The sequence below is a fragment of the Thermoanaerobacter wiegelii Rt8.B1 genome, from assembly GCF_000147695.2.
GTDB lineage: Bacteria > Bacillota > Thermoanaerobacteria > Thermoanaerobacterales > Thermoanaerobacteraceae > Thermoanaerobacter > Thermoanaerobacter ethanolicus.
This window is the reverse complement of sequence record NC_015958.1, coordinates 1,745,944-1,772,717: the sequence shown is the minus strand read 5'-3', so window position 1 is coordinate 1,772,717 and position 26,774 is coordinate 1,745,944. Positions and strand designations below refer to the sequence as shown.

The 26,774-nt window shown below is 33.8% G+C and carries 25 protein-coding genes, 1 other RNA gene, 2 pseudogenes and 1 riboswitch; of the genes and pseudogenes, 18 read left to right on the top strand and 10 right to left on the bottom strand.

The window, feature by feature from the left end; genetic code table 11:
• The first annotated feature begins 66 nt into the window (after positions 1–66).
• Positions 67–1,422, top strand: a complete 1,356-nt coding sequence (locus tag THEWI_RS08810; protein ID WP_014063142.1) for a glucose-6-phosphate isomerase — start codon at positions 67–69, stop codon at positions 1,420–1,422.
• A gap of 45 nt (positions 1,423–1,467) precedes the next feature.
• Here THEWI_RS08810 and glgP read toward each other — a convergent pair whose 3' ends face one another.
• Positions 1,468–3,093, bottom strand: a complete 1,626-nt coding sequence (gene glgP / locus THEWI_RS08805) for an alpha-glucan family phosphorylase (RefSeq protein ID WP_014063141.1) — start codon at positions 3,091–3,093, stop codon at positions 1,468–1,470.
• Between the two features lie 231 nt (positions 3,094–3,324).
• Positions 3,325–3,429: riboswitch (SAM riboswitch) on the top strand.
• A gap of 63 nt (positions 3,430–3,492) precedes the next feature.
• Here glgP and THEWI_RS08800 point away from each other — a divergent pair.
• The 3 genes from THEWI_RS08800 to THEWI_RS08790 are packed head-to-tail and all read left to right on the top strand — an operon-like array spanning position 3,493 to position 7,310.
• The gene (locus THEWI_RS08800) at positions 3,493–4,404 is read left to right on the top strand and encodes a methylenetetrahydrofolate reductase (RefSeq protein ID WP_006569949.1); all 912 of its coding nucleotides are present in this window, start codon (positions 3,493–3,495) and stop codon (positions 4,402–4,404) included.
• Positions 4,405–4,417: 13 nt separating this feature from the next.
• Positions 4,418–6,841, top strand: a complete 2,424-nt coding sequence (locus THEWI_RS08795; RefSeq protein WP_014063140.1) for a homocysteine S-methyltransferase family protein — start codon at positions 4,418–4,420, stop codon at positions 6,839–6,841.
• Entirely contained in the window at positions 6,810–7,310 is a 501-nt protein-coding gene (locus tag THEWI_RS08790; protein ID WP_006569951.1) for a YbaK/EbsC family protein, read from the top strand. The genes THEWI_RS08795 and THEWI_RS08790 overlap by 32 nt, the downstream gene beginning before the upstream one ends.
• 16 nt (positions 7,311–7,326) lie before the next feature.
• Here the strand turns inward: THEWI_RS08790 and THEWI_RS08785 are convergent, their stop codons facing one another.
• The 6 genes from THEWI_RS08785 to THEWI_RS08770 all read right to left on the bottom strand — a co-directional run bounded on the left by THEWI_RS08785 (position 7,327) and on the right by THEWI_RS08770 (position 10,212).
• Positions 7,327–7,899 carry a manganese catalase family protein gene (locus tag THEWI_RS08785; RefSeq protein ID WP_003868341.1) on the bottom strand — a complete coding sequence of 191 codons (573 nt, stop codon included), beginning with the start codon at positions 7,897–7,899 and terminating at the stop codon, positions 7,327–7,329.
• Positions 7,900–7,912: 13 nt separating this feature from the next.
• Positions 7,913–8,170, bottom strand: coding sequence for a spore coat protein CotJB (locus THEWI_RS08780; protein ID WP_003868342.1), 258 nt, complete (start codon positions 8,168–8,170; stop codon positions 7,913–7,915).
• Positions 8,171–8,174: 4 nt separating this feature from the next.
• A complete protein-coding gene (locus tag THEWI_RS13925; RefSeq protein WP_014063139.1) occupies positions 8,175–8,348 on the bottom strand; it encodes a spore coat associated protein CotJA in 174 nt (57 codons plus the stop codon).
• An 89-nt stretch (positions 8,349–8,437) separates the two neighbouring features.
• On the bottom strand, positions 8,438–9,565 hold the full coding sequence (locus THEWI_RS08775) for a sodium ion-translocating decarboxylase subunit beta (RefSeq protein ID WP_014063138.1): 1,128 nt from the start codon (positions 9,563–9,565) through the stop codon (positions 8,438–8,440).
• A 12-nt stretch (positions 9,566–9,577) separates the two neighbouring features.
• The gene (locus THEWI_RS14375) at positions 9,578–9,724 is read right to left on the bottom strand and encodes a hypothetical protein (RefSeq protein WP_004400040.1); all 147 of its coding nucleotides are present in this window, start codon (positions 9,722–9,724) and stop codon (positions 9,578–9,580) included.
• Positions 9,725–9,795: 71 nt separating this feature from the next.
• Complete coding sequence (locus tag THEWI_RS08770) at positions 9,796–10,212, bottom strand: HutP family protein (protein ID WP_014063137.1); 417 nt, start codon at positions 10,210–10,212, stop codon at positions 9,796–9,798.
• 165 nt (positions 10,213–10,377) lie between these two features.
• On the opposite strand from THEWI_RS08770, the pseudogene rlmD reads away from it, so the two are divergent.
• The 9 genes and pseudogenes from rlmD (at position 10,378) to THEWI_RS08730 (ending at position 18,129) form a co-directional block, all read left to right on the top strand.
• Positions 10,378–11,737, top strand: a pseudogene (rlmD, locus tag THEWI_RS08765) (23S rRNA (uracil(1939)-C(5))-methyltransferase RlmD).
• A 19-nt stretch (positions 11,738–11,756) separates the two neighbouring features.
• Positions 11,757–11,993 carry a hypothetical protein gene (locus tag THEWI_RS08760; RefSeq protein WP_014063135.1) on the top strand — a complete coding sequence of 79 codons (237 nt, stop codon included), beginning with the start codon at positions 11,757–11,759 and terminating at the stop codon, positions 11,991–11,993.
• A 110-nt stretch (positions 11,994–12,103) separates the two neighbouring features.
• Positions 12,104–12,298, top strand: coding sequence for a DUF6930 domain-containing protein (locus THEWI_RS15605; RefSeq protein ID WP_394214524.1), 195 nt, complete (start codon positions 12,104–12,106; stop codon positions 12,296–12,298).
• Positions 12,299–12,409: 111 nt separating this feature from the next.
• A complete protein-coding gene (locus THEWI_RS08755; protein ID WP_014063134.1) occupies positions 12,410–13,612 on the top strand; it encodes a patatin-like phospholipase family protein in 1,203 nt (400 codons plus the stop codon).
• 80 nt (positions 13,613–13,692) lie between these two features.
• Positions 13,693–14,262: a carboxymuconolactone decarboxylase family protein gene (locus tag THEWI_RS08750; protein ID WP_014063133.1), complete on the top strand. Its 570-nt coding sequence runs from the start codon at positions 13,693–13,695 to the stop codon at positions 14,260–14,262.
• Between the two features lie 410 nt (positions 14,263–14,672).
• Positions 14,673–15,773 (top strand): glycosyltransferase family 2 protein, encoded by a 1,101-nt coding sequence (locus THEWI_RS08745; RefSeq protein WP_014063132.1) that lies wholly within the window; start codon positions 14,673–14,675, stop codon positions 15,771–15,773.
• Positions 15,770–16,378: a glycerol-3-phosphate acyltransferase gene (locus tag THEWI_RS08740; protein ID WP_014063131.1), complete on the top strand. Its 609-nt coding sequence runs from the start codon at positions 15,770–15,772 to the stop codon at positions 16,376–16,378. The genes THEWI_RS08745 and THEWI_RS08740 overlap by 4 nt, the downstream gene beginning before the upstream one ends.
• Positions 16,379–16,417: 39 nt before the next feature.
• Complete coding sequence (locus tag THEWI_RS08735) at positions 16,418–16,792, top strand: HIRAN domain-containing protein (protein WP_014063130.1); 375 nt, start codon at positions 16,418–16,420, stop codon at positions 16,790–16,792.
• Between the two features lie 6 nt (positions 16,793–16,798).
• Positions 16,799–18,129, top strand: a pseudogene (locus tag THEWI_RS08730) (replication-associated recombination protein A).
• 276 nt (positions 18,130–18,405) lie between these two features.
• On the opposite strand, the gene pckA reads toward THEWI_RS08730, so the two are convergent.
• Positions 18,406–19,971: a phosphoenolpyruvate carboxykinase (ATP) gene (gene pckA, locus THEWI_RS08725; protein WP_014063128.1), complete on the bottom strand. Its 1,566-nt coding sequence runs from the start codon at positions 19,969–19,971 to the stop codon at positions 18,406–18,408.
• 239 nt (positions 19,972–20,210) lie between these two features.
• Between pckA and THEWI_RS08720 the strand changes: the two genes are divergently transcribed.
• Positions 20,211–20,408 carry a YgiT-type zinc finger protein gene (locus tag THEWI_RS08720; protein WP_003868657.1) on the top strand — a complete coding sequence of 66 codons (198 nt, stop codon included), beginning with the start codon at positions 20,211–20,213 and terminating at the stop codon, positions 20,406–20,408.
• Here THEWI_RS08720 and THEWI_RS08715 read toward each other — a convergent pair.
• A complete protein-coding gene (locus THEWI_RS08715; RefSeq protein WP_003868658.1) occupies positions 20,397–20,861 on the bottom strand; it encodes an NUDIX hydrolase in 465 nt (154 codons plus the stop codon). The two genes, THEWI_RS08720 and THEWI_RS08715, sit on opposite strands and share 12 nt — an antisense overlap.
• Before the next feature lie 86 nt (positions 20,862–20,947).
• On the opposite strand from THEWI_RS08715, the gene THEWI_RS08710 reads away from it, so the two are divergent.
• Positions 20,948–21,805 carry an RluA family pseudouridine synthase gene (locus THEWI_RS08710; protein ID WP_014063127.1) on the top strand — a complete coding sequence of 286 codons (858 nt, stop codon included), beginning with the start codon at positions 20,948–20,950 and terminating at the stop codon, positions 21,803–21,805.
• On the opposite strand, the gene THEWI_RS08705 is transcribed toward THEWI_RS08710, so the two are convergent.
• On the bottom strand, positions 21,797–22,693 hold the full coding sequence (locus THEWI_RS08705) for a radical SAM protein (protein WP_014063126.1): 897 nt from the start codon (positions 22,691–22,693) through the stop codon (positions 21,797–21,799). The genes THEWI_RS08710 and THEWI_RS08705 overlap by 9 nt on opposite strands.
• Positions 22,694–22,819: 126 nt before the next feature.
• Here THEWI_RS08705 and ssrS point away from each other — a divergent pair.
• The 3 genes from ssrS to THEWI_RS08695 all read left to right on the top strand — a co-directional run bounded on the left by ssrS (position 22,820) and on the right by THEWI_RS08695 (position 26,753).
• Positions 22,820–22,997: non-coding RNA, 6S RNA (gene ssrS, locus THEWI_RS13920), on the top strand.
• 627 nt (positions 22,998–23,624) lie between these two features.
• Positions 23,625–25,355, top strand: coding sequence for a sigma-54 interaction domain-containing protein (locus tag THEWI_RS08700; protein ID WP_014063125.1), 1,731 nt, complete (start codon positions 23,625–23,627; stop codon positions 25,353–25,355).
• Positions 25,356–25,550: 195 nt separating this feature from the next.
• Positions 25,551–26,753 (top strand): transaldolase family protein, encoded by a 1,203-nt coding sequence (locus THEWI_RS08695; RefSeq protein ID WP_014063124.1) that lies wholly within the window; start codon positions 25,551–25,553, stop codon positions 26,751–26,753.
• The last annotated feature ends 21 nt before the right edge of the window (positions 26,754–26,774 follow it).

Below are 26,774 nucleotides of genomic sequence, written 5' to 3'. Positions count from 1 at the left end.
AAAAACTTGAACAACATAGATTTATGGTATAAAATAAGTATGTAAATAAGGAATGGAGGTTTACATATGAAGAAATTGATAGGTTTTGATTATTCAAAAGCTCTACAATTTGTAAGTCAAAAAGAAATTGAATATATGGAAAAGCATGCAAAATTATCTCTTGATATGGTGCTTAATAAAAATGCTCAAGGGAATGACTTTTTAGGATGGGTAAGTCTTCCCAAAGATTATGATAAGGCAGAGTTTGAACGCATTAAAAAAGCAGCAGAGAAGATTCAATCAGATTCTGATGTGCTTGTAGTTATAGGTATAGGTGGGTCTTATTTAGGGGCAAGAGCGGCAATTGAAATGCTTTCTCATTCCTTCTATAATTTGTTGCCAAAAGGTAAGAGGAATATGCCGGAGATTTATTTTGCTGGAAACAGCATAAGCTCTACATATTTAAGTGATTTATTTGAACTTATAGAGGACAAAGATGTATCAATAAATGTGATTTCTAAATCTGGTACTACCACAGAATCGGCAATAGCTTTTAGGGTTTTTAGAGATTTTCTTGAGAAAAAATATGGAAAAGAAGGGGCTAAATCGAGAATATATGTGACAACAGATAGAGCGAAAGGAGCTTTAAAAAAATTAGCTGATGAAGAAGGATATGAAACATTTGTGATTCCTGACGATGTTGGAGGAAGATACTCAGTTTTGACAGCTGTAGGCCTTCTACCAATAGCAGTAGCAGGCATTAGCATAGACGATATGATGCAGGGTGCTTACGATGCTTCAACAGTCTATACCAAAGACAACCTTAATGAAAATATAAGCATGCAGTATGCAATTTTGAGAAATATTTTGTACAGAAAAGGCAAAGCTATAGAAATACTTGTAAATTATGAGCCAAAGCTTCACTATTTCTCTGAATGGTGGAAACAGCTTTTTGGAGAAAGTGAAGGTAAAGACAATAAGGGAATTTATCCTGCTTCAGTAGATTTTACGACAGATTTACACTCAATGGGGCAGTTTATACAAGAGGGAAGCAGAAATATTTTTGAAACAGTTTTAAATGTTGAAAAACCTGTTAAAGATATAGTTATAAATGAAGACAAGGACAATATAGATGGGCTTAACTTTTTAGCAGGAAAAACTATAGATTTTGTCAATAAAAAGGCTTTTGAAGGTACATTATTGGCTCATACAGATGGGAATGTTCCTAACCTTGTAGTAAATATCCCTGAAATATCAGCTTACTATTTTGGCAATCTGGTCTACTTCTTTGAAATGGCTTGTGCTATAAGCGGATATATAAATGGGGTTAATCCATTTGACCAACCAGGGGTAGAGGCTTACAAGAAAAACATGTTTGCACTTTTAGGAAAACCAGGATATGAAAAAGAAAAAGAATTGTTAGAAAAGAGATTGGGAAAATAAATTAAAGGCCGGGCAATTGCGCGGCCTTTTTAAATAAGGGTTGACTTATTTTTTTGTGTACATTAAATCGTAGTATTCTTTTAACATTCTATTAGCTGAGAAAGCTTCATAAGTCGTCCTTATGCTTTCTCTCATCATATTTTCCCATTTTGCTTTATCATTGTAGTATGTGGGTACTACTTTATTTAAAAGAACGTCGTAGAGTGCTTCAAGGTCGTGTTTGTCTAATTCTTCTATATTGTCAGACTCAAAACCATCTCCAAATTGCCAGCCATTTACTCCGTCTATACAAGCTTCTGGCCACCATCCATCTAAAATGCTTAAATTTAGTACTCCGTTCATGGCGGCTTTCATGCCGGAGGTACCACTGGCCTCCATTGGCCTTCTTGGATTGTTTAACCACACATCAGCGCCTCGAGTAAGCATTTTTCCTATTGTCATGTCGTAATCTTCTAAGAATACTACGCTTTCAGGATATTTCTTTGTCATCTCTATTAATTTTGTGACAATTTTTTTACCCACATCATCTAGTGGATGACCTTTTCCTGAGAACACCATTTGTATTTTTTTAGACCTTAGATAATTACCTATGACTTCGTCATTTGTAAATATAAGGTCGCTTCTTTTGTAAGGAGCAGCTCTCCTTGAAAAACCTATCAAAAGTTTATCAGCGTCTAATTTGACTCCTGTCCTTTGATATACAAAATCAATTAATTCTTGTTTTAAAATATTATGAGTTTCTAAAAGTCCTTCACCTTTGTTGTAGGCTTCTATTATTCTTTTATCTACCCAAGTGTTTCTATCAATTCCGTTTGTTATTGAAATTATAGGAGCCTTGTTGTCAACATGTTCCCACATTTTGTTTGCAGTTTGACCGTGAAGTTTTGAGACACCGTTTGCAATGCGAGAAAGTCTCAAACCTGCGACTGTCATATTAAAAGGAACGCCACCAATTTGGGCCATTTGCTCAATTGAAAGGCCATTGTTTGCACCCATATACATAAGAAGTTCTAAATCGTGAGATTCGTTTCCTTCCTTAACAGGGGTATGGGTTGTAAATACTACTTCTTCCCTTGTGGCTTTCCATGCTTCTTCAAAACTCATATTTTGATTTTCCATTTTTTCTCTTATAAGCTCAATGGCTGCTAATACTGCATGCCCTTCGTTAAAATGATAAACATCTACATCAATTCCCAAAGCTCTTAAAGCTCTTACTCCGCCAATGCCTAACACCATTTCCTGTGAAACTCTTTCTTCACCAAACCATCCATAAAGCTGACCTGTTATCCATCTATCTCCATTTTCTGGTATATCTGTGTCAAGCAAATACAAAGGCGCATTGTCAAAGCTGTTTACTAACCATACTTTGCAGTATACATCTTTGTTTCTTATTTTTACTTTTACCTTTACTCCTGTGTCCTTTAAAAAGTCGTACTTACGTGTGTAATTGCGATAGGCATCATAAGGGTATCCGTCTTCACCGATATGTTGTTCTGTATAACCTTGTTTCCACAGTATGCCTATTCCTACTAAAGGCATACCTAATTCTTTTGCGGCTTTTAGATGGTCTCCTGCTAAAATGCCAAGACCACCTGCGTATAGTTTGAAATCTGATTGTAAGCCGTATTCCATGCAGAAATAGGCTACTTTTGGCAATTTTTCATTACTCATATTAAACCTCCTCATTTCCCAAGTATTAAGTATATTATAATATTAAAAAATCTATTATGCAAGTGCTTGCACAGATCCAAAAGGAAAGATTTTAGAATGAATGTGTAAAGGATTTAAGCATTAAAAAAGTTTTTAATTTTATTCGAAACCATAAAAAATTTTTTATTGACAGGGGAGTAAAACCATAGTATTATATAGCTTAAATAGTTTAATAAGTTAATACTTTAAAATCTCTTATCGAGAGTGGTGGAGGGACTGGCCCGATGAAACCCGGCAACCGGCATTTTATATGCGTCTTGGTGCCAATTCCAGCAGCGTTTCGCTGAAAGATGAGAGAGTTTTGGTGTCTCTTCTTTTGGCGAAGAGACTTTTTTATTTTTAAAAATGGAGGCGATGTAGATGTTGAAAAATGAAAATTTGTGTACTAAACTTAAGAAAAGGAAGTTTGTTGTGACAGCAGAAATTTCTACGCCAAAAGGGGTAGATATAACGAAAACTATTGAAGAAGCGAGAAAATTAAAAGGCATTGTAGATGCCTTAAATATAACGGACTGTCCTATGGCGAATATGCGGATGAGTCCTATAGCAGTCGCTCACCTTTTACAAGACCACTTAAACATTGAAGCTATTTTTCATTTGACCTGTAGAGACAGAAATCTGATAGGCCTTCAGTCAGAGCTCTTAGGAGCTTATGCGTTAGGTGTGAGAAACATACTAGCCTTGACAGGAGATGACCCTTCCCGTGGAGATACTCCTCAGGCTAAAGGGGTATATGATGTAGATTCTGTTGGGCTTTTAAAGATTATCAGTGCTTTTAATAGAGGTTATGATTACAATGGAAATAAATTAGATTCCCCAACAGAATTTTGCGCCGGTACGACTGCAAATCCAAATGATTTAAGGGATGAAGCACTAGAGAAGCTTAAAGTTAAGATAGAGGCAGGGGCAGAATTTATTCAAACACAACCGGTTTATGATGAGGAAATTTTATTTAAGTTTATTGAAAAGATTAAAAATTTCAATGTACCACTTTTGATAGGCATATTACCTCTTAAAAGCTATAAAATGGCAGTCAATTTAAATGAAAAAGTGCCAGGTATAGATATTCCAGAAAAAGTTTTAGAAAGGCTAAAGGATGGAGGAAGAGAAGAGGGAATAAACATAGCTGTAGAGTTTATAAAGCGGATACGCAGTGAAGTTGCAGGAATTCACATTATGCCTTTAGGGAGTACAAATGTTGTGTTAGAAATAATTTCAAGAGTCGATGATTTAGTCTGTGATTTTGCAGAAAATAACGTACAGATGAATTAAATGGAGGTTAAAAATGTTAGACATTTTTAAAGAACTTTCAAATAGAGTGATTGTTTTTGATGGAGCAATGGGGACACAACTTCAAGAGAGGGGTTTAAAAACTGGAGAGTGTCCCGAATATATGAATATAACCCATCCAGAAGTAGTATTTGATATCCACAGGTCCTATATAGAAGCAGGAGCGGATGTAATTGAAACAAATACCTTTGGCGCTAACAGGATAAAATTAGCAAAGTATGGACTGGAAAATGAAGTTTTCAATATCGTCACTCAAGCTGTCAAAATCGCAAAAAGAGCGGCAAGAGATAAACCTGTGGCACTTTCTATAGGACCTACTGGAGAGCTTTTAACTCCTTATGGAGACATGACTTTTGACGAAGCTTATGATGTTTTTAAAGAAGTAGTTATAGCTGCAGAAAGAGCGGGAGCAGATATTGTTTTAATTGAAACAATGTCAGATATGCTGGAGGCAAAAGCTGCCATTCTTGCTGCTAAAGAGAATTCAAACATGAAAGTTATATGTACAATGACTTTTCAAGAAGATGGAAGGACTCTTATGGGGTCAGACCCTATAACTGTAGTAGTTAGTTTACAAGGGTTAGGATTAGATGCCATTGGCGTTAACTGCTCGACAGGTCCCGATAAAATGGTAAGTGTAGTTGAAAAAATTTCACAGGTTGCTCGCATACCTATTATTGCGCAGCCTAATGCAGGTATGCCTGTGATTAGGGATGGAAAAACAGTTTACGACTTAAAACCAGAAGAGTTTGCCAGTTTCTTTCCTTTACTTGTTGAAAAAGGCGCTTCTATAGTGGGAGGGTGCTGCGGTACTACTCCTCACTATATAAAACTTGTTAAAAAAGCTGTAAAAGATTTAAAGCCAAAAGTCAAAGTCAACAAATTTACAGCTGTAGCTTCCAATACAAAAACAGTTTTCATAGGTGAAAATTATCTTTTAAGGGTTATAGGGGAATGTATAAATCCTACTGGAAAAAAGAAGTTAAGTGAGGCTTTTTTGGCGGGAGATGTAAGTTTAGCAGTAGAGGAAGCTATAAAACAGCAAAAATGCGGAGCGGAAATATTGGATGTAAATGTGGGAGTTCCTGGGGTAAACGAAGAAGAATTACTTCCTAAAGTAGTTTCTGAAATACAAAATGTGGTAGACATTCCTCTTCAAATAGATAGCACTAATATTAAAGCTGTAGAAAAAGCTATAAGAATTTTAAGAGGTAGACCCATAATCAACTCTGTAAGTGCAAAAGAGGAAAGTTTAAAAGAAGTGCTTCCTATTGTCAAAAAATACGGAGCTTGTGTTGTAGGACTTACTGTAGGAGATAAAGGGCTTCCCAAAGATAGGCATGAAAGAATTGAAAATGCGAAAAAAATTATAAAAAAAGCGGAAGAGTATGGCATACCTAAAGAGGACATATTGATAGATTGTATTGTGCTGACGGTTTCTTCTGAGCAGGAGGCTGCAATTGAGACTTTAGAAGCGATAAAATTGGCTAAAGAAGAGTTAGGAGTAAATACTGTTGTGGGACTTAGCAATGTTTCCTTTGGTTTACCTGAAAGAAGGTTGATAAACTCTACTTTTTTAGCAATGGCAGCATCTTATGGGCTTACTACTGCTATTATAAATCCCTGCGATGAAGCCATGATGGACACTTTGAGGGCTTCAATGGTTTTACTAAATAAAGATAAAGGCAGTGTGAATTATCTGAATATATATGGGAAAAAGCAAAAAGAGGAGATCAAAGAGAAAGAACAACAAAAAATTCAAGAAGAAGATTTAAAATCAAAACTCTATATCCAGATTTTAGAAGGCAAAAAGTCAGGAGTAGAAGATATAGTAAAAAATATTTTAGAGGAGGAAGTTCAGCCTCTTTCTATAGTTGATAACATAATAATTCCTGCCTTAAAAGAAGTGGGAGATAGATATGAAAAAGGCATATATTTCTTGCCACAACTTTTGAGCTCTGCAGAAGTGGTGCAAAGCGCTTTTAAGATAATAAAAGAAAAGCTTCCAAAAGGTTCAGTATCTAAAGGCAAAATAATACTTGCTACAGTTGAAGGAGATGTACATGATATAGGAAAAAATATAGTAAAAGTTTTGCTTGAAAACTATGGATATGATGTAATTGACTTAGGAAAAGATGTAAAAGGAGAAGTGATATTAGAGGAAGTAAAGCGAACAGGGGCACCGTTAGTAGGTCTAAGTGCTTTGATGACGACAACTTTGTTTAATATGGAGAAAATTATCAAACTGCTTAAAGCAAATACTGATGTGAAAATAATGGTAGGCGGGGCTGTTTTGACTGAGGAATATGCCTATAAGATTGGAGCAGATTATTACGGAAAAACGGCTCAAGATGCAGTTAAAATTGCTGATAAGTTTTTCTTAAAAAATGCTCTTTTATGTAAAACTTGTGGTATTTAAAGGTGGTGTAGAGGTGTCAGTAGAAGCGGTGAAAGAGTTTTTTAAAGAGAAAGGATATGATATTAAAATAAAAATTTTTGAAGATACAAGCACTGTGGAAAAAGCAGCTAAATCTTTAGGGGTAACTCCTGGGGAAATAGCAAAGTCTATGCTTTTTAGATTAAAAGATAAATATATTATGATTATAACAGCAGGGGATAGAAAAATAGACAATAAAAAATTTAAAGATACTTTTAAAACAAAAGCAAAAATGGCATCCCCAGAAGAAGTGTTAGAAGTTACAGGGCATCCTGTTGGTGGCGTTTGTCCTTATGGGCTGAAAAATCCGGTTGAAGTATATTATGATGTGTCTTTAAAAAATTATGAGGTAGTATATCCTGCAGCTGGTGATACAAATGCTGCTGCTACCATAAAAGTCGAAGACCTTGATAAAATAGTAGAAGGAAAATGGGTAGATGTATGCCAATAGACATACATCTACTTTTTTAAAAGAATTTTTTACTTTCCATATATTCTCTTACCTGTACTAAAGTTTCTCCAAATCTTTGAAAGTGTACAATCTCCCTTTCTCTCAAAAACCTTAGAGTATCTTTTACACAAGGGTCATCTGTGAGATTTATTAAATGTTCATAAGTTGCTCTTGCTTTTTCTTCGGCTGCCATATCTTCGTGTAGATCAGCGATTGCATCTCCTTTAGCCTGGATATAGGCGGCGGTCCATAACATTCCTGTTGTATCTGCATAGAATAGGCCTCTATCATGTTCTGTATAGTATTCCCCTAATCCTTCTCTTTTTAATATTTCTACTGGTACTCCCTTTAAAAGCTTGAAAACAAGAGTTGCTATTATTTCAAGGTGTGCTAATTCTTCTGTAGCAATGTCTGTCAAAACTGCTTTTGCTTTTCCTGTAGGCATGACGAATCGCTGAGTTTGATATCTTAAAGCGGCTGCCAATTCTCCATCAGGGCCTCCATATTGGGCGATGAGGTATTTTGCCATTTTTACATCTGGTTTGCATACTTTAGCAGGATATTGCAGTTTCTTTTCATAAACCCACATAGCAAAGTCCTCCTCAATATTCTATTTCCCAAGGCCATGGGTCATCTACCCATTTCCAAGGATATTGACTTTGTGAATGACCAAAAACCATCAAGGGCCCGTAAAATTGTTCATATTGTTGTTTCAACATAGACAATTGGTTGGAATAATAGTTATAGTCTTGAAGGGCTTTTTGGTCATCGGGATGGGTGTCTAAATATAGATTCAAATCTATACAGGTAAACTCTATTTCCATGATTTTCTTAAGCAAAGATATTTGATTGCCATCCATTTTATCACCTCATTTTTTCGCCTACATAAGGCATATCAAGTTCAGGAAAAACAGTGCCTTTTTTAATGGCTTCTTCTGGAGGATAAATAGATACATATTTCTGTAAAGGTACATAAGCTTGTGCAAGCTTTAGAGGAGGAAAAGCATAATCTTGTACATAAGGATTATAGTCGTACATTTTTAAACCTCCCAAATCTATATATTTACTAATATAATATTCTTGCATATATCTTTGTGATACAATAAAAAACAGCCATTTTGGCTGTTTTAATGAACTCCTAATAGTACAAGCATTATTCCACCTGCTATTGCCGTTCCAAAAACTCCGGCAAGGTTTGGCCCCATGGCGTGCATTATTAAAAAGTTGTAAGGATTTTCTTTTATGGCTACAGAGTGGGACACTCTCGCAGCTATTGGAACAGAAGCTATACCTGCAGAGCCAACAAGAGGATTTATTTTTCCACCAGAAAGTTTATTTAAAAATTTTGCTCCCAGTACACCTCCAGCTGTTCCTGTCATAAAAGCGATAAGCCCTAAGGTGACTATCTCTAATGTCTTAATGGTCAAAAAAGTGTCTGCTTTCATGGTGGAGCCTATGGAGACTCCTAATAATATCGTAATTACGTTCATAAATTCTCCACTGACTGTTTTTGCAAGCCTATCTACAACTCCCGACTCTTTTAAAAGATTTCCTAACATCAACATTGTTATAAGAGGAGCAATTGGAGGAAGTAGTAAATCTATTAAAACAGTTATTACAATAGGAAAGGCGATTTTTTCTGTTTTTGAAACGGGTCTCATCTGTTTCATCATTATTTGCCTTTCCTCTTTTGTAGTAAGTAACCTCATGATAGGAGGTTGTATTAAAGGCATTAACGCCATATAAGAATACGCAGCGACAGATATTTGAGCCATAAGGTGGGGAGCTAATTTTTGAGTTACGTAAATTGCCATTGGTCCATCTGCACCGCCAATAATCCCTATAGCCCCCGCTTCAAATATACTAAAACCTAAAAGTTTTGCGCCTATTAATGCTATAAATATTCCTATATGGGCAAAAGCACCTAAAATCATTAAACTAGGATTCGCAATCATAGGACCAAAGTCCGTCATGGCACCTACGCCGAGGAAGATAAGGGGAGGATAGATAACCTTTTCAACCCCTAAGTAAAAAAAGTGTATAAGTCCTCCAGGTTCCAATAAATCAGTAGCTGGTATGTTTGCTACAATACTGCCAAAACCTATTGGAAGAAGTAAAAATGGCTCATATTTTTTTACAATAGCTAAGTATATGAGGAATATACCTACCAATATTAAAAACACATTACCCCAAGTTAAATGAACAAGACCGGTAGTTTGTATCATATCATTAAATAGTTTTAACAGAAACTCCATTTGTGTCACTCCTTATTTTTTGTTAATAAATTTTTCGATTTTACTAAATAACGGAAATATCTTTGATAATATAGCACCAATTACTAACAGAAGCATTGACAACAAAACCATGTCTATGATTGACAAATAAATAGCTCCTAAAACTGTATCTGGTACCATTATTTCACCTCCTGAAAAAATAAAAGAGCCATAGTATTATGACTCTTTCCCTCTGTCTCCCCTTATGTACTTTATAAGTGCATTATTCCAAAACCCAACCTTTCATGATTTGTGAGAGGATGTAAAGCTGATTTTCCAAACATTGAAACTGCAATCCAACTATTATCTGCTACAACTGCAATTTTCATCATAAGGCTTACGTCTAAGGGCAAAGTCAAGGATAAGGATTTTACAGCTTCAATTGTAGCATGTAAGAGGGCGTGCATAGAAGTTGGATTTTTTTCAATTACATTATTGTTTAAAGCTGCTCCTACCACTGCAGAGACTATTTTTTCATTGAATTCGCTACTTTTACCTCCCAGCTCTGTTACAGCGCATTTGTAACCTTTTTCTAAGAGAAGTTTTTTGATTTCTTCTTCTTCCTCTCTATTTGAGGAAAGAGACAATACTATGGCTCCTTTTGCAACTGTTAGGTTGTTTATAAACACTTTAATTCTTCATCCTTTCTCACTCTTTCACTCTCTCACCCAGTATTAGTATACAACGTTATTAAAATTATGTAAAGGTTATTTTATTTTTTGATGAAAACATTTTAATAAGTAATATTAGAATTATTGAGCAAAATAAGGTATAATCTAGATAGCAAAGGAGGAATGACAGTGAGAAAAAACGATGTTATCACAGTTGACGTAAAAGAGATGGAATTTGGTGGATTTGGGATAGGCTATTTTGAGGGGAAAAAAGTAAAAATAAAAGGAGCACTTTTGGGGCAAAAAATAAAGGCAAAAGTTAAAAAAGTAAAAAAGGATATGGTAGAAGGCGAAATAGTAGAAGTAATAGAGAATTCTACTTTGGAGAAGCAAAGCCTTTGCCCTCACTTTGGAGATTGTGGCGGCTGTACTTATCAAAATGTTAGCTATCAAGATCAACTTAAGATAAAAGAAGATATTATGAAAAAGCTTTTTGAAAAAGAAGAAATAACAGAGTACGAATTTTTAGGTATTGTAAAAAGTCCTAAAGAGCATGGTTATAGGAATAAAATGGAATACACTTTTGGAAAAGATAAAGAAGGCAATGCGGCGTTAGGACTTCATAGAAAAGGTCGATTTTATGAGGTAATCATGACAGACAAATGTAATATTGTTGAAGATGATTTTCTCAAAGCTTTAAATCTTACTTTTGATTATGCAATAAAAAAAGGACTTCCTTTTTATGACAAAAAGACTCATGAAGGTTTTTTGAGACATTTGGTTGTGAGAAAGGCATCAAAATCAGGAGAGATTTTGTTAAACATTGTGACGACAACACAGTTGCAACATGACTTTACAGAGCTTATTGAAAGATATAAAAATGCGAATTTTGAAAGTCGGCTTGTAGGTGTACTACATACTCAAAACGATTCCTGGTCAGATGCTGTAGTATGCGAAAGATTGGAAGTGTTATATGGAAGAGATTATCTCATAGAAGAGATTTTGGATTTAAAATTTAAAATAAGTGCATTTTCTTTTTTTCAAACTAATTCATACGGAGCAGAAAAACTTTATGAGACAGTGAGGGAATTTGCAGGAGATGTATCTGACAAAATAGTTTTTGATTTGTACTCTGGTACAGGAACCATAGGCATAATTATGGCTCCAATGGCTAAAAAGGTAATTGGGATAGAACTAGTAGAAGAAGCAGTTATGTCAGCAAGAAAAAATGCTGAGCTAAACGGCCTTGAAAATTGCACTTTTATTGCTGGCGATGTATCTCAAAAGTTAAAGGAGATAAAAGAAAAACCTGATGTAGTAATTGTAGACCCCCCCAAGGTCTGGAATCAATCCAAAAGCGCTTGAAGACATTGTGAAATTTAACGCTGAAAAAATAGTGTATGTTTCGTGTAATCCTGAATCTCTTGTAAGGGATTTAAAAACCCTCAGTGAAGATGTATATAAAGTGAAAAAAGTAAAATGTGTAGACATGTTTCCTCATACCTATCATGTTGAGACGGTAGTTTTAATAGAGAGAAAGTAAGAATGAGGAGGTGAGCCGTTTGGCCAATCAGAATTTAAAAAGGATTATTTTAGAGGTTGTAAATAACCAGATTAGAGACAATAATCCACCAATTACCAAAGTGACACTGGAAAGACTAAAAAAATCAGGATACACAGAACAACAGGCAAAAGAAAAAATCGCCGCAATATTAATAGAAGAAATATACGAGGTGCTAAAAAATGGTGAAGCCTACAATGAAGAACGATATGCTAAGAAACTGTCGACTTTGAAATAGATGTCATAGTAAAAAAATTGACACTCATGCTATTATATTTGACATCATGGAAAGAAGAAATTATGGAGCTAAAATATCGTAGAATTCAAAAAGCTTTAAAATAAGATTTTATTGAAAAGGACATTAAAGTAATAATCAATTATATTTTAAATATAGGAAAGCCCAGAAGGATTTTTGTAAGAGATGAATATTTGCTTTATCTATTGACGGATTTATGTGAACGTGGAAAAATAGATTTACAGGTTAAAGAAAGGTTAAAAGCTATTGATAGATTTGTAGAAAGCTTTTCTGAATTTCAATTTTAATAAGTAAGCAGATAATTTTGCGAGAATGAATGGCTATCTGCTTTTATTTATTTTCTAGGTAATATATGGTATACTTAATAGTGCAAAGTAGCGAAAAGGCAGGGATATAAAATGTATGGAGTAGTATTAGAAGGTGGAGGAGCGAGAGGGGCCTATCAAATAGGAGTTTATAAGGCACTGATAGAGGAAGGAATAGAAGTAGGAGGAATTGCAGGCACTTCTGTAGGCGCTTTAAATGGGGCTGTATTAGTGCAAGGAGATTTTGAAAAGGCTTATGAGCTATGGTATGATATTTCTTATTCCAAAGTCATAAAGGCTGAGGATGAAGAGATAGAGAAATTGAAAAAGGGTAAGCTGGAAAGAGAAGATATCCTTTTATTAGTTCAAAGATTAAAAGGCATCATTGGAGATGGAGGCTTAGATATAACTCCTTTGAGGAATTTATTACAAGAAGTTATAGATGAAGACAAGATAAGAAGGTCAGGGAAGGATTTTGGCATTGTGACAGTGTCTTTAAGTGATTTAAAGCCGTTGGAATTATACATTGAAGACATTCCTCAAGGGAAATTGGTAGATTATTTGATGGCAAGCGCTTACTTGCCTGTTTTTAAGAGGGAAAAAATTGATGGAAAAAAGTATATTGACGGAGGGATATACAACAATCTTCCTGCTAATTTGCTAATGGACAAGGGATACAAGGACTTGATAGTCATAAGGACAGGAAGCTTTGGAATCGTGAGGAAACTTGATTTTAAAGGCTTAAATGTTTTGGTCATTTCTCCAAAAGAGGATTTAGGAGGGATATTAGATTTTGATAAAAATCTTTCTAGGTATAATCTTAAATTAGGGTACTTTGATGGTCTAAAAGCTTTAAAAGGACTAAAAGGATATAAATATTATATACACCCAGAGGAAAAAGAAGAATTTTTTATAAATTATCTTTTAAACTTAGAAGGGGAGAAAATAAAAGATATAAAGGAGATTTTTAGAATCAATCAAGAAATACCTGACAAAAGGGCTTTGTTTGAATTTATAATACCAAGACTTTGTGGAATCTTGGACTTAAAAGATACTGCTGATTACGAAGAAATATTTTTAGCATTGTTAGAAAATTTAGCAGAAACCTATGATGTAGATAGGTTTAAAGTTTACACCTATGCTGAACTTATAGAAGAAATAAAGAGAAAAGTTAGAATAGAGGAAGAGGAAGAAGAGGGCAATATAATCGAGAAAATAATTAAAAAAGTGGATGTGCTTTCTTTGTTTACAAAAAGTGAAGTCATAAAAGAATTAGGTAGGATTATTTTTAGTTAAATTTATGACAAATTTTTTTTATTCCAATAATAGAGTATAATAAGTGTGAATACTAAAATATAAAACTGGAGGTAGTAAAAGTGTCAGAAGAAAAGGCAAATAAAATATACGATGTAAAAACATTTTATAAGTTTGTAGAAGATTTATTGACCCATGGAGGGCAGCCTAAACCTTCTAAAAAAGTGAAGTTAAGCAAAGATTTTATGGAAAGGATTATGCTGGCGGTAACACAAGTGAATGGTTGCCCCTATTGCAGTTATTTTCACGCCAAAGAGGCTTTGAAGTCAGGTATGTCAAAGGAAGAGATAAAAAATTTGTTAAATGGAGAATTTGGAGATGTTCCGGAAGACCAAGTGGTAGCTTTAATGTTTGCTGAGCATTATGCTGAGACTGCAGGACATCCTGATCCAGATGCCTATAAAAGACTTTTGGAGACTTATGGAGAGGACTATACTTATAGCATTATGAACGCTATAAGAGCTATTATGGTAGGTAATACTCATGGCAATGCTTTTCATGCTTTAAGAAGAAGATTAGGAGGTAAACCTCTTCCTAACAGCACATTGGGAAATGAATTAGGAGTAGTGTTTGGCATATTTGTATTTGTACCGGTCATACTAATTAAACAGCTTTTTAGAAGAAAGAATTAGCTTCTTATTTTCCTTTTATATGGCACGGTTTTTTATAGCCTAGTGTCAATCATTATGTATTTTGCTTTCTTCCTTACAAAGGCTGATGGTATCCTGCAAGAGTAATGGAACTATGTTGATAATGAGTTTTTGGTGTGATATTGCGAAAATAAAGGAAAGGGGGATTTAATTTTATTTATTTTAAACTTATTCCAATGTAAATCAGTAAAGGTATAGCTATTATATGGATAAGAAGCCACCAACCCCAACCTATAGAAGGAGTCCATTTTGTCATGTTATCACCTCCTCTTCCTATACAAACCTTATTGTGTTCAGTATAAGAAGTATTTATTCATTTATTGGAAGGAGATGAAAAGACTAAAAAAGTGTTTTTAAAAAATTCCTAAAATTAAAATAAAAGAGGGTCTTGTATGACTGTTTTGATTTTATCAATTATAGGAGTTATTAGTGGTTTTATATTATTTTCACGAGTTATTATTAAAAATGGTGTTCAACATTATACTGGTAATGTAAGGGTTTCTGTAATTATTCCTGCTAGAAATGAAGAAAAAAATTTACCATATCTTCTTGATAGTCTACAAAAACAAACTTATAAGCCTTATGAAATAATTGTAGTTGATGATTTTTCTGAGGATTCTACAAGCGAAATAGCTAAAACTTTTGGAGCTAAAGTGATAAAAAATAGGGAATTACCCAAAGGATGGGCAGGGAAAAATTGGGCTTTGTGGAATGGCTTTTTGGAGTCTAGTGGAGATGTACTTATTTTCCTTGATGCAGATGTGAGACTATCTCCTTTTGCAGTAGAGTCTCTTCTTAAGGAACAGGTGAAAGTTGGGGGAGCAATATCTGTAATTCCTTATCATTACACAGATAAGTTTTATGAAAGGCTTGCTCTTATAACTAATATTTTAGGGATATTTGCTTTTACTTCTCCTTTTGAAAGAAAAAGTCCAAAAGGCTTATATGGATCATGTATAGTAGTGGATAGGGAGAATTATGAGAAAGTTAAAGGGCACTATAGTGTAAAGGGAGAGCTATTAGATGACCTTAATTTAGGTAAAAAGTTCTCAGATGCCAAAATTAACATTAAAAATTTTATTGGATATGACCTTGTCTCTTTTAGGATGTACCCTTATGGTATTATAAGCGAAATACAGGGATTTAGCAAAGGAGCAATTTTGAGTGCAAATACTTTAAGTTTTGGAACGATTTTCTTGATAGTTTTATGGCTTTTAGGACTTGTATTAGTGGGATTTATAACTCCTTTTTTGGTTTTTTCTCATTCGCCTATTGCTATTTTTTACGAAATTGGCTATCTTTTTTATACTCTGCAAATACTATATTTTACAAAGTATACAGGAAGATTTGGTATATTTATTCCTATTTTTCATTTTATTTCGACAGCCTTTTTTATACTAGTAACTTTACATTCCTTTTATCAGGTGGCATTTAAGAAAAAAGTTTTATGGAAGGGTAGGGAAATAAGTGTAGAAAGAAGGAATAATGTATGATTATTCTGCTCAGTATATTGGAGTTTGGCTGTGGTTCATTGATGTTTTCATATTGGATGGGGCTTATGCTGGGAAAAAGATTAGAAGAAGTGAGGGATGGAAATCCCGGAGCTTTCAATTTAGGTCATGCAGCAGGCTTTAAAATGGGAGTCGTTGGCGCTACTTTTGATTTTATGAAGGGCTATTTTCCGCTGGTGTATTTTCTTGAAAAAGGGTATGTTACAGGAAATGCTATTGCAATTGTGGCAATAGCTCCTATTTTAGGCCACGCTTTTTCACCCTTTTTAAAATTTAAAGGGGGCAAAGCATTAGCCACTACTTTTGGAGTGTGGAGTGCCATTACTCGTTTTAAAGCTTCTTTGACCTATGCTGTCATTTTAGGTATTTTAAAATTAGGTGAGAGGCGGTATAATAGAGGAAAGCCTTCTATACCTGAAATAGATGCTGTATTAGACCTTGTAGGTTTTGGTATTCTAGGTGGGCTGTTGTTTTTGAGTAGTGTTGAAAGTTATTTACTTTTACTGTGGATGCTCAACTTTGTTGTGCTTTTATATAAAAGAAAGAATGATATGAATATTGTTTTAAAGGCCAAAATGGTAAAATAAAATATAATTTTAATTAAAATCAAGTTGGGAGTGTATGAGGTGGAATCTATTTATATTGCAATAACTGGATGTCAATATTATTACGGCACAAAAGTTTTGAAACCAGGCACGATTGTAAGATTAGAAAAGGATTTGTACAATGACTATGATGATGAAGCAATATCTGTTACCCTTGCCCCATTAGGACAAGTAGGATATGTAGCTAATAGTGTTGGAACTGTTCCAAGAGGTTGTTATAGTGCAGGGCGAATTTACGATAGATTTGGGAGCCATGCCTTTGCTGTGGTAAAATTTGTGACAAAGGACCTTGCTATTGCAGAATTTTTAGAAGAGGACTTTGTAAAAGTTACTATAAAGTTCCGACTAAAAGAAAAAAGAAAGAAAAAGTACAAAAAAATAAAACTTAGATGGTGAGAAAATATGGAATACAAACAAGCATCTATATTTGATAATGAAGTGAAAAAAATAAACCTTTGGCCGACAGGATGAGACCCAAAACTTTAGATGAGTTTGTAGGTCAAGAACATCTTTTAGGTAAAGGGAAATTACTTAGGGAATTGATTGAAAAGGACAATATTACTTCAATGATTTTGTGGGGGCCGCCAGGGGTAGGTAAAACTACCCTTGCTATGATTATAGCCAATATGACAAATTCTAAATTTATCACCTTTAGTGCTGTTTTATCAGGAATCAAAGAGATAAAGGAGATAATGGCAAAAGCTGAATTGGATGCTATGTATGGAACTAGAACTGTTGTATTTATTGATGAAATTCATCGCTTTAATAAAGCTCAGCAGGATGCTTTTTTGCCTCATGTGGAAAAAGGAAACATAATATTAATTGGTGCAACTACAGAAAATCCTTCTTTTGAGGTAAATTCAGCGCTTTTGTCTCGTTCTAAAGTTTTTGTCATGAAACCTCTTACAGAAGAAGATTTACTTGTACTACTTAAAAGAGCTTTAAGGGATAAAGAAAGAGGTCTTGGAATGTATGATATAGAAATTAGCGGAGATCAGCTTAAGAAGATTGCACTTTTTGCAAATGGAGATGCGAGAGTTGCTTTAAATACATTGGAGATTGCAGTTATGGCAGCAGAGGTAATTGAAGGGAAAAGAATTGTTACAGATGATATATTAGCAGATGCAATGCAAAAAAAGACTTTACTGTATGATAAAGAGGGAGAGGAGCACTATAATTTAATATCAGCTTTTCACAAATCTTTAAGAAATAGCGATTGGGATGCGGCAGTGTATTGGCTTGCAAGGATGTTAGAAGCGGGAGAAGACCCTCTCTATGTCGCAAGAAGGATGATACGCTTTGCTTCTGAAGATATTGGGCTTGCAGATCCTCAAGCTCTTGAAATGGCTGTTGCAGCATATAATGCTTGCCATTATATTGGAATGCCTGAATGTAGTGTAAATCTGGCACAGGTGGCAATATATTTAGCGTTAGCTCCTAAATCTAATGCGGTATACGTGGCATATAATAAAGCTAAAAAAGATGCAGAAGATACAATTGCTGAAAGTGTGCCTATGCATTTAAGAAATGCTCCTACAAAGCTTATGAAAGAATTAGGATATGGCAAAGGGTATAAGTATGCACACGACTTTGAAGAGAAAGTAACAGATATGCAATGTCTACCGGATAATCTTAAAGACAGGAAATACTATGTACCGACGGATTCTGGTTTTGAGAAGGACATACAAAGGAGATTAGAGCAAATCACCAACTTAAAAAAGAAAGGAAAATAATTTTGAGCTGTTTAATAAAAAGGGGCAGTTGCCCCTTTTTATTAAACAGCGTTTTTAGGTTCTTCCCATATGATGATGCCAGGTACAAATAACAAAATTATCAAAATGATGATTATAATCCAAATCCATTGGTTTTCATGGTGTTTGTGTTTGTCAGACATAAACTTACCTCCTTTTTTAGGTTGACTTCTACTTTATAATATGAAAGATATATTATAATGGCTACAAATTATAAAAGTCTCCTAGCAGTACGCACTGCAAGGAGACTTTATGCTTTTAAACATTTGGGCCTGATTTTTTAATTTCTTCAGTTACATCTTTGTATTTTTTAAAGTTTTCTGCAAATCTAGTTGCTAAATTTTTTGCTGCTTTTTCATATGCTTCTTTATCGGCCCATGTATTTTTGGGATTTAAAATTTCAGAAGGTACCCCTGGACAAGAGGTAGGTATGCTTAAATTGAAGATAGGATCTTTTACAAATTCTACGTTGTCCAATGAGCCATTTAATGCAGCTGCCACCATTGTTCTTGTGTAAGTTAAATTAATGCGGCTTCCAATCCCATAAGGTCCACCAGACCATCCAGTGTTTACTAAATAGACTTTTGTATTGTATTTTTCGATTTTTTCTCCTAACATTTTTGCATAGACCATTGGCTTTAAAGGTAAAAAGGGTGCTCCAAAGCAAGTAGAAAAAGTAGCTTGAGGCTCTGTGATACCTCTCTCTGTGCCCGCTAATTTGCTGGTGTAACCGGATAAAAAATAATACATCGCTTGCTCTTTTGTAAGTTTAGCAATCGGTGGCAAAACCCCAAAAGCGTCTGCTGTTAAAAATATAATTGCTTTTGGATGCCCTCCCATTCCACTCGGGATGGCACCAGGTATAAAGTCAATAGAATAGGCTGCCCTTGTGTTTTCTGTAATTTTATCACTGCTATAGTCGGGCTCTCTTGTATTTTCATCATATACAACGTTTTCAAGTACGGTGCCAAACTTTATAGCATTCCAAATTTGAGGCTCTTTTTCTTTTGAAAGATTTATGCATTTAGCATAACATCCTCCTTCAAAGTTGAAAATGCCTTTGTCTGACCATCCGTGTTCATCGTCTCCAATTAAAAACCTCTGAGGGTCTGCAGAGAGGGTAGTTTTTCCCGTTCCTGACAAGCCGAAAAAGAGGGCGGTATCTCCATCTTTGCCAATATTGGCAGAGCAATGCATTGATAACACGCCTCGTTTTGGCATTAGATAGTTCATGAGGGTAAAGATTGACTTTTTGATTTCCCCTCCATACTGAGAGCCACCGATTATAATTAGTTTTTTAGTGAAACTTAATATAATAAAAGCTTCAGAATTTACACCGTCTAATTCAGGTATAGAGTTGAACTTTGGTGCAGCAATTAGCGTGTATTCGGGGATGTGATTTCTAAGTTCTTCTTCATTAGGGCGAATGAACAATTGGCGTGCCAGTAAACTCTGATACGCATATTCTGTTATAACTCTTATAGGAATTCTATATTGAAGGTCAGCACCTACAAAACCGTCAAATATAAAAATGTCTCGATTTTGTAAATAAGCAGTTAAACGGTTGTACAACCTTTCAAATTTATCCATAGAAATAGCTTTATTATTTTCCCACCATATATCTTCATGAACTTCTGGTTCATCCACAATAAATTTATCATTTGGAGAACGACCTGTGTATTTACCGGTATAAACATTAAAAGCACCATTATTTGCAAGTACTCCTTCTCCTCTTTTTATAGCTTCTTCAACTAATTTAGGGACGGGAAGATTACGGTAAACGTTTTTAACATTGATTATATTTAGTTTTTCAAGACCGTACATTTAATATGCCTCCTTTTAATTTTATAAAAGCTAATTTGCATTTTAATGTGTTTAAAATTGCAAAAATATCTTATAAAGTTTAAAATTAACATTTACAATAAAATTCTAACATTGTTCAAATATTTTTTCAAGTGGTACAAAATTTTTGGCTAAAATTTAAGGGATTTATGTCGAAATTTATGATATAATAGAAAAAAGTCCTTATCAACTTGAAATCGACGTGACAAGGAGTGAAACTAATGGAAAAGTGCTTTTGTGGTGGCAAAATAGAGATACAAAATGTAGAATATAAGTTGGTAAGGGGGAAAAGGACTATAATAATTAAAGATGTGCCGGCATATGTTTGTCAAAAATGTGGTGCAGTCTATTATGATACGGAAGTGCTTGATGAGGCTTTTAAAAATAAAGATAAGTACGAATATATTTCAACAAAATAGCTTATAATTAAAATTGCCAAAAGGATAAAAGAGGTCAGGGGACAATTTATTATAAGTGTGTGTCAATACCTTTTTAATTAAATAGCGAGAAAGATAGACTACATTTTCATCATTTATGACTTTATCTATGTCAAAAAAAGCTGCGGCGTCATTTTCTATTCCGTCAGAAGTAGGAGTTCCTGAAACATAATCTAACAAAAAAACAATGTATATTTCCGAATTGCCATCGGGAAGTATTATACTTCTTATAGAAATGATATTTTTTACACGGGTTTCTATTGAAGTTTCTTCTTTTATTTCTCTTAAAACTGCATCGTCTATATTTTCACCGGTCTCCACATGGCCGCCGGGTATTATCCATTTGCCTTTAAATTGGCCGTAAGTATGCCTTACCAATAAAACTTTATTATCTTTTATGACAATACCGCCTACTCCTACAATTATTTGTTTCATAAAATCACCAACCGCTGTATTTTATTTATAAATTGATTATACCACATAAATTTTTTGCATTAAATAAATTAGAAAATGGTGGGAAAATGAGATTAATCGTTGGAGAAAATGAAAAAGGCGTTATATTAGAAAATTTTTTGAGGAACAAAGGTTTTTCTAAAAGACTTATTAGAATTTATAAGTGGCAAGGAGAAATATTAGTAAATGGCGTAAAAGAAAATGTACAAAGAATTTTACAACCAGGGGATGTGATTGATTTAATCCTTCCCGAGGTAGATTCTGATATTGCCCCGGAAAAAATGGGTTTGGATATATATTATGAGGACGAGGATGTTTTAATAGTTGATAAACCAGCTGGAGTAGTTGTGCATCCAACAAAAAGATATCAAAGTGGTACTCTTGCAAATGGGGTAGCGTGGTATTTTAAAGATAAAGGAATAAAGGCTTTGATTCGACCTGTTAATCGCTTAGATAAGGGTACGTCGGGTCTGGTTGTATTTGCCAAACGCCCTTTTATGCAGTATTATCTTCAAATTGTAAAGCCTATGAGTAAACTTTATTTTGCAGTAGTAGAAGGAAAAATGGAAGGGGAAGGTCGAATTGACCTTCCTATATCGAGAAAACCACAAAGTGGCATTGAAAGAATGGTATCCGAGGAAGGAGATAGAGCTATAACCAATTACAAAGTGGTAAAAAGCAGTGAAAGGTTTTCTCTTTTAAAGGTAAAAATTGAAACAGGAAGAACTCATCAAATAAGAGTACATTTGAGCCATATTGGACATCCTATTGTAGGAGATACATTGTACGGCTCTTCTGATGATTATATTAAAAGGCAAGCATTGCATGCTTACAGGCTTACTTTTGTACACCCTTTAGAAGAAAAAAGCATTTCTGTTTATTCGCCTTTGCCACAAGATATACAACATTTACTAAAATTATTCTAATCCTTCTAAATCAAAATCAGGGATGAAATCTTCACTGGCGCTTTCTATTTCTTGAATTAAGCCATTTTCAAGGCCTATCTCAAAGAAAAAATCTATAGCTTCATCATATTCTTGAGGAGTGATTTTTCTATTTATTTCTGGATACTTTTGAGCTTGATAATAAGGGGTATATTGACTCATTAAGCTTACATATATTTCTTTTGGGAGGTTTTCTTTAATCCACAAAAGAATTTTTTTAGTGTCCTCTACAAATCCCGGCATTATGAGATGTCTTATCACTAAACCTCTTTTTAATATTCCTTCTTCGTCAAATTGAGGTATTCCAACCTGCCTATACATTTCTAATATGGCTTTTGTTGCGTGTTCAAAATAATTAGGAGCTTTGGAATATTTTTTTGCAAGAGTATCATCGTAATACTTAAGGTCAGGAAGATATATGTCAATTAGTCCTTCCAACGTTTTTAAAGTTTCTAAATTTTCATAGGCGTTTGTATTATATACTATAGGTATTTGAAGTCCTTGACTTTTTGCTAATAAAATCGCCTCCTTTATGGCAAAGACATGGATTGTAGGAGTAACAAGGTTTATGTTGTGAGCTCCTTGCTTTTGCAAGTTTAAGAAAATTTGAGCTAATTCATCAACAGATATAAACTTTCCAAATTGATATTGACTTATTTCGTAATTTTGACAAAAGACACACTTTAGGTTACAACCACTGAAAAAAACTGTTCCAGAGCCTCTTGTTCCACTTATAAAAGGCTCTTCCCAATGATGCAAATAGGCTTTTGATACTTTTACCTGCCAAGGCATGTTACAAAGTCCTTTTGATTTTGACCTGTCTACATTGCAGTTTCTTGGACATATATTGCATTTTATTGCTGGTTCCATAGAAATTCCCTCCACTCAATATTATATCATTCTTTATTTTTTTGTATAAAGCTTGTATTTTCTATATTTTACACTTGCAATTTAGTAAGATTTGTCGTAAACTATAATTGTAAACGAAAAACCAAATGAATCCTGTGAAGTTTGTATTAGGCTAATTTGTTTTCAACCAACGCACCTTTTTCGGGAATCCGGGTTCATCAGTGGAAGAAATGCCTGCTAAGACAGGACTTCAGAAGCTGATGACAGGGTACCCACCTGCGAGAGCGGGTATGAAAACATAGCCTTACGGCTTCGTGGGATAAAAAGGATAAAAATTAAAAGTCCTTCCGGAAGGGCTTTTAATTTTTTTATTATTGGTATATAATAAAAAATGAATACGCTTAATAAAAAGGATAAAAGCAAAATATATTTGTTTTATATTGAAAGCCAATTATTTGTAAGCAAGTATTGATTTTGAAACCGTTTTACGATATTTTGATTTACTATAGAAAAACTTGCTCTACATCCTTACTGTCTCAAGTGTGCATCTGCAATTTCTTCTACAAAGATTTAGGTATGGAATGTTCGGTGCTGTTACTGTAACTTTCCTAAGAACTATTTGACACTCTTCTGAAAGATAATACTTCACTAACGATAAGAGGGGTTCCATTACATTACATAATTTGTGAATATTCTTCCTAATTAATTATAATATTACTTTCTTTATTCGTTTTTAAGAGTTTCTCTGTTAAGAAAAAATAAATGTAATAGGATAATAAAAAACTCTTACTTTATAATAGGTTATAAGTGATAAATACTTAAAAAGTTAAGACATAAAATCAAGAAGCGAAAAATATTTATTATAAGTATAAGTGTTATCAATATAAAAATAAGAATACCTTTATTGTTTTACAAACTAAAATATATTTAAGTACAAAAGGTGTGATTGTGTATGAAAGAAAAGATTACACGATTTATTAACAAAAAAATAATACTGATTGAAGAAAGAGAATTAAATAAAAATATGAGAGTTAATTTCGAAGAACACAATTATATAATTACATTAAATAATGTTCATTTGCCGATAAAAATAATTCCAATATCGGAAAATAGTGAGATAGTGGAAAAACTGTCGATAATGTCGTTTTTGACAATTAATGAAAATGAAAGCATTGATTTAGAAACTTATAATGGAGAGGTTTTTTTAGTGACTGGTAATTACAATGAAATAAAAGGTATTGTTACCTCTAGAGAAATAATATCTTTCTTATTAAATAATTTAAAATCTGTTAAGAAAGAATTTGACCTTGTCAAAACAGACCTCGATGCTTTTATGGCCTGTTCAGACGATCTAGCTTGTATTACAGACGGATCGGGTTTAAAAGTGAGAATTAGCTCTTCTGCTGAAAAAATATATGGATTAAAGCCGGAAGATCTCATTGGTAAAAATGTGAGCGACTTAGAAAAAAATGGTATGTACTTTCCCTCGGCTACGAAAATTGCTATTGAAGAAAAAAAGAAAGTTACTGTGATTCAAAAAACAAAGACTGGCCGAAAATTATTGGTAACAGCTACACCATTTTTTGATAAAGATAATAACATTAGGAGAATTGTAAGTATTTCAAAAGACATTACAGACGAAGAAAAACTAAAAGTTGAGTTACAACAAACAAAAGAGTTACTTCAAAAATATGAAGAGGAATTATCTTCACTTAGAATTGCACACCTTAAGAATTCTGAGCTTATTTATAGAAGCAAGCAAATGGAAAAATTGATAGAACTAGTAAACAAAGTTGCACCTACAGAATCTACTATTCTTATTTATGGTGAAACAGGAGTAGGAAAAGAAGTTTTATCGAGATATATTCACAATATCAGTAGAAGTAATGGACCGTTTATAAAGATAAACTGCGGAGCGATACCTGAGAATCTTTTAGAAGCAGAATTATTTGGTTATGAAAAAGGTGCATTCACAGGTGCAAAAAGCGAAGGCAAACCAGGACTTATTGAAATTGCTGATAAGGGAACTTTATTATTGGATGAGATTAGTGAACTGCCTTTATCGCTGCAAGTAAAATTATTGAGAGTTTTACAAGAAAAAGAATTTATTCGAGTAGGGGGTATAAAATCTATTAAAGTTGATGTGCGAATAATTGCAGCTTCAAATAAGGACTTAAAAGAATTAGTCAAAGAAGGGAAACTTAGACAAGACTTATATTATAGATTGAATGTAGTTCCTATTACTATACCTCCGTTAAGAGAAAGGACTCAAGATATACCTGTTTTAGCTTATCATTTTCTTAACATATATAATGAAAAATATGGACGTTCAAAACAGCTAACTAATGAAGTGATGGAAGTATTTATGAAATATCCATGGCCAGGTAATGTTCGTGAATTAGAAAATGTTATAGAGAGAATTGTGATAATTTCTGAAAATGATCAAATAACGAAAAAAGATTTACCCGGTGAATTGCTTAATCAAGAAGAATCGAATCATTTGCCTGGAGTTTATGTTTCTAGATTAATGCCATTAAAAGAAGCTAGTGCTCTTGTGGAGTACCAACTTATAAAACAAGCTATAGAAGAATGTGGAAGCAGTTATAAAGCAGCGGAAGTATTAGGAGTAGATCAATCTACAATAATAAGAAAATTAAAGAAATACGAATCTATGCAATTATAAATTTTAATGCAATTTTGCAGTTATTAGAATGTTTAAATGCATAAAATCATTAATTAGACTTAAGATATTTGAGTGAATAATATTATAGGTTCTAGTTAAAATAAGACCTTTGCACTACACTGCAAGGTCTTATTTTTTTGGCATGAATATTGCTTAGATAAGAGATAGAGAAGTTGCTAATGGGAGGGTTACTAAATGGATAAAAACAAAAATTATAAACCTAGCTCCATGGAAAAGCTTAACTCATTGTCACCAGATATAGAATTATGGTGGGATTCAAATCCTTTAATTTATGAAAAATGGTGTAATGACTTTTTAAATTCAATAGAAGATAAAGACTTAAAGGATTTAATAAGCTTTCAGCTAAAAAAGCTGTGGGACCAAGAATCTGATCCAAAAGATTGGGTTTTTAAAGGAGTAACCACAAATCCCCCGCTTACAAAAGCGGTATTTGATAATTTGAAAGATGAATGGACAAAGATTATACAAGAAATTATAAAGGATAATCCTCGAATGGATTATACACAAGTAACATGGAAGGCATACAAAGAAGCGTGTAAACGTGGTGCAAGTCTTTACATGCCACTTTTTGAGAAATCAGGTTATAAATACGGTTATGTATCAGTGCAGGTAGATCCAAGAATTTCAGTGGATACCAAAGAAATGGTAAATCAAGCTCTTGAATTAAAAGCATTGCAGCCCAATATTATGGTTAAAATTCCAACAACTAAAGCAGGTGTTTTAGCAATATATATTCTCACTGCCTTAGGAGTGCCTACAAATGCTACTCTTTGTTATACTTTACCGCAAATAATGGCAGTAGCTGAAGCTGTAAAACAAGGGAAAGCACTAGGAGAAAGATATGGAACCGATTATTCTAAGTGGCGTTCTGTCATTACCATTATGATAGGAAGATTTGAAGACGCAAAAATTTTTGAAGAACAAGCAAAAGAAAGAGGAATAGAATTAACTGAAGAAATGAAAAGGTGGGCAGGAATTGCCATAACTAAAAAAGCATGTAAGATATTGGCTAAGAGGAATTATCCGAGCAAAATGCTGGTAGCATCCAGCAGAGTTAGTCCTAAAGTAAATGGAATACAGTATATATGGCATATAGAAAAACTTGCAGGTTGTAACTTGGTCTATACGATGAATCCAGAATTAATAAAAGCATTTATGATGCTATATATGGGCAGACCGATTGAAAACAAATGTGAAGAGCCTATTCCAAATGAGATAATGGAAAATTTGTTGAAGATTCCATATTTTGCAGAAGCTTATGGTGAAACTACAATAGCACTTGAAGATTTTGAAAAACTTGAACCGACTATAACTACTTATACTCAGTTTTCAAAAGCTGTTATAGACCTTGAAAATTATGTAAAAAGTTTATTTTAAAAATAAAAAGGGATTGAAGGA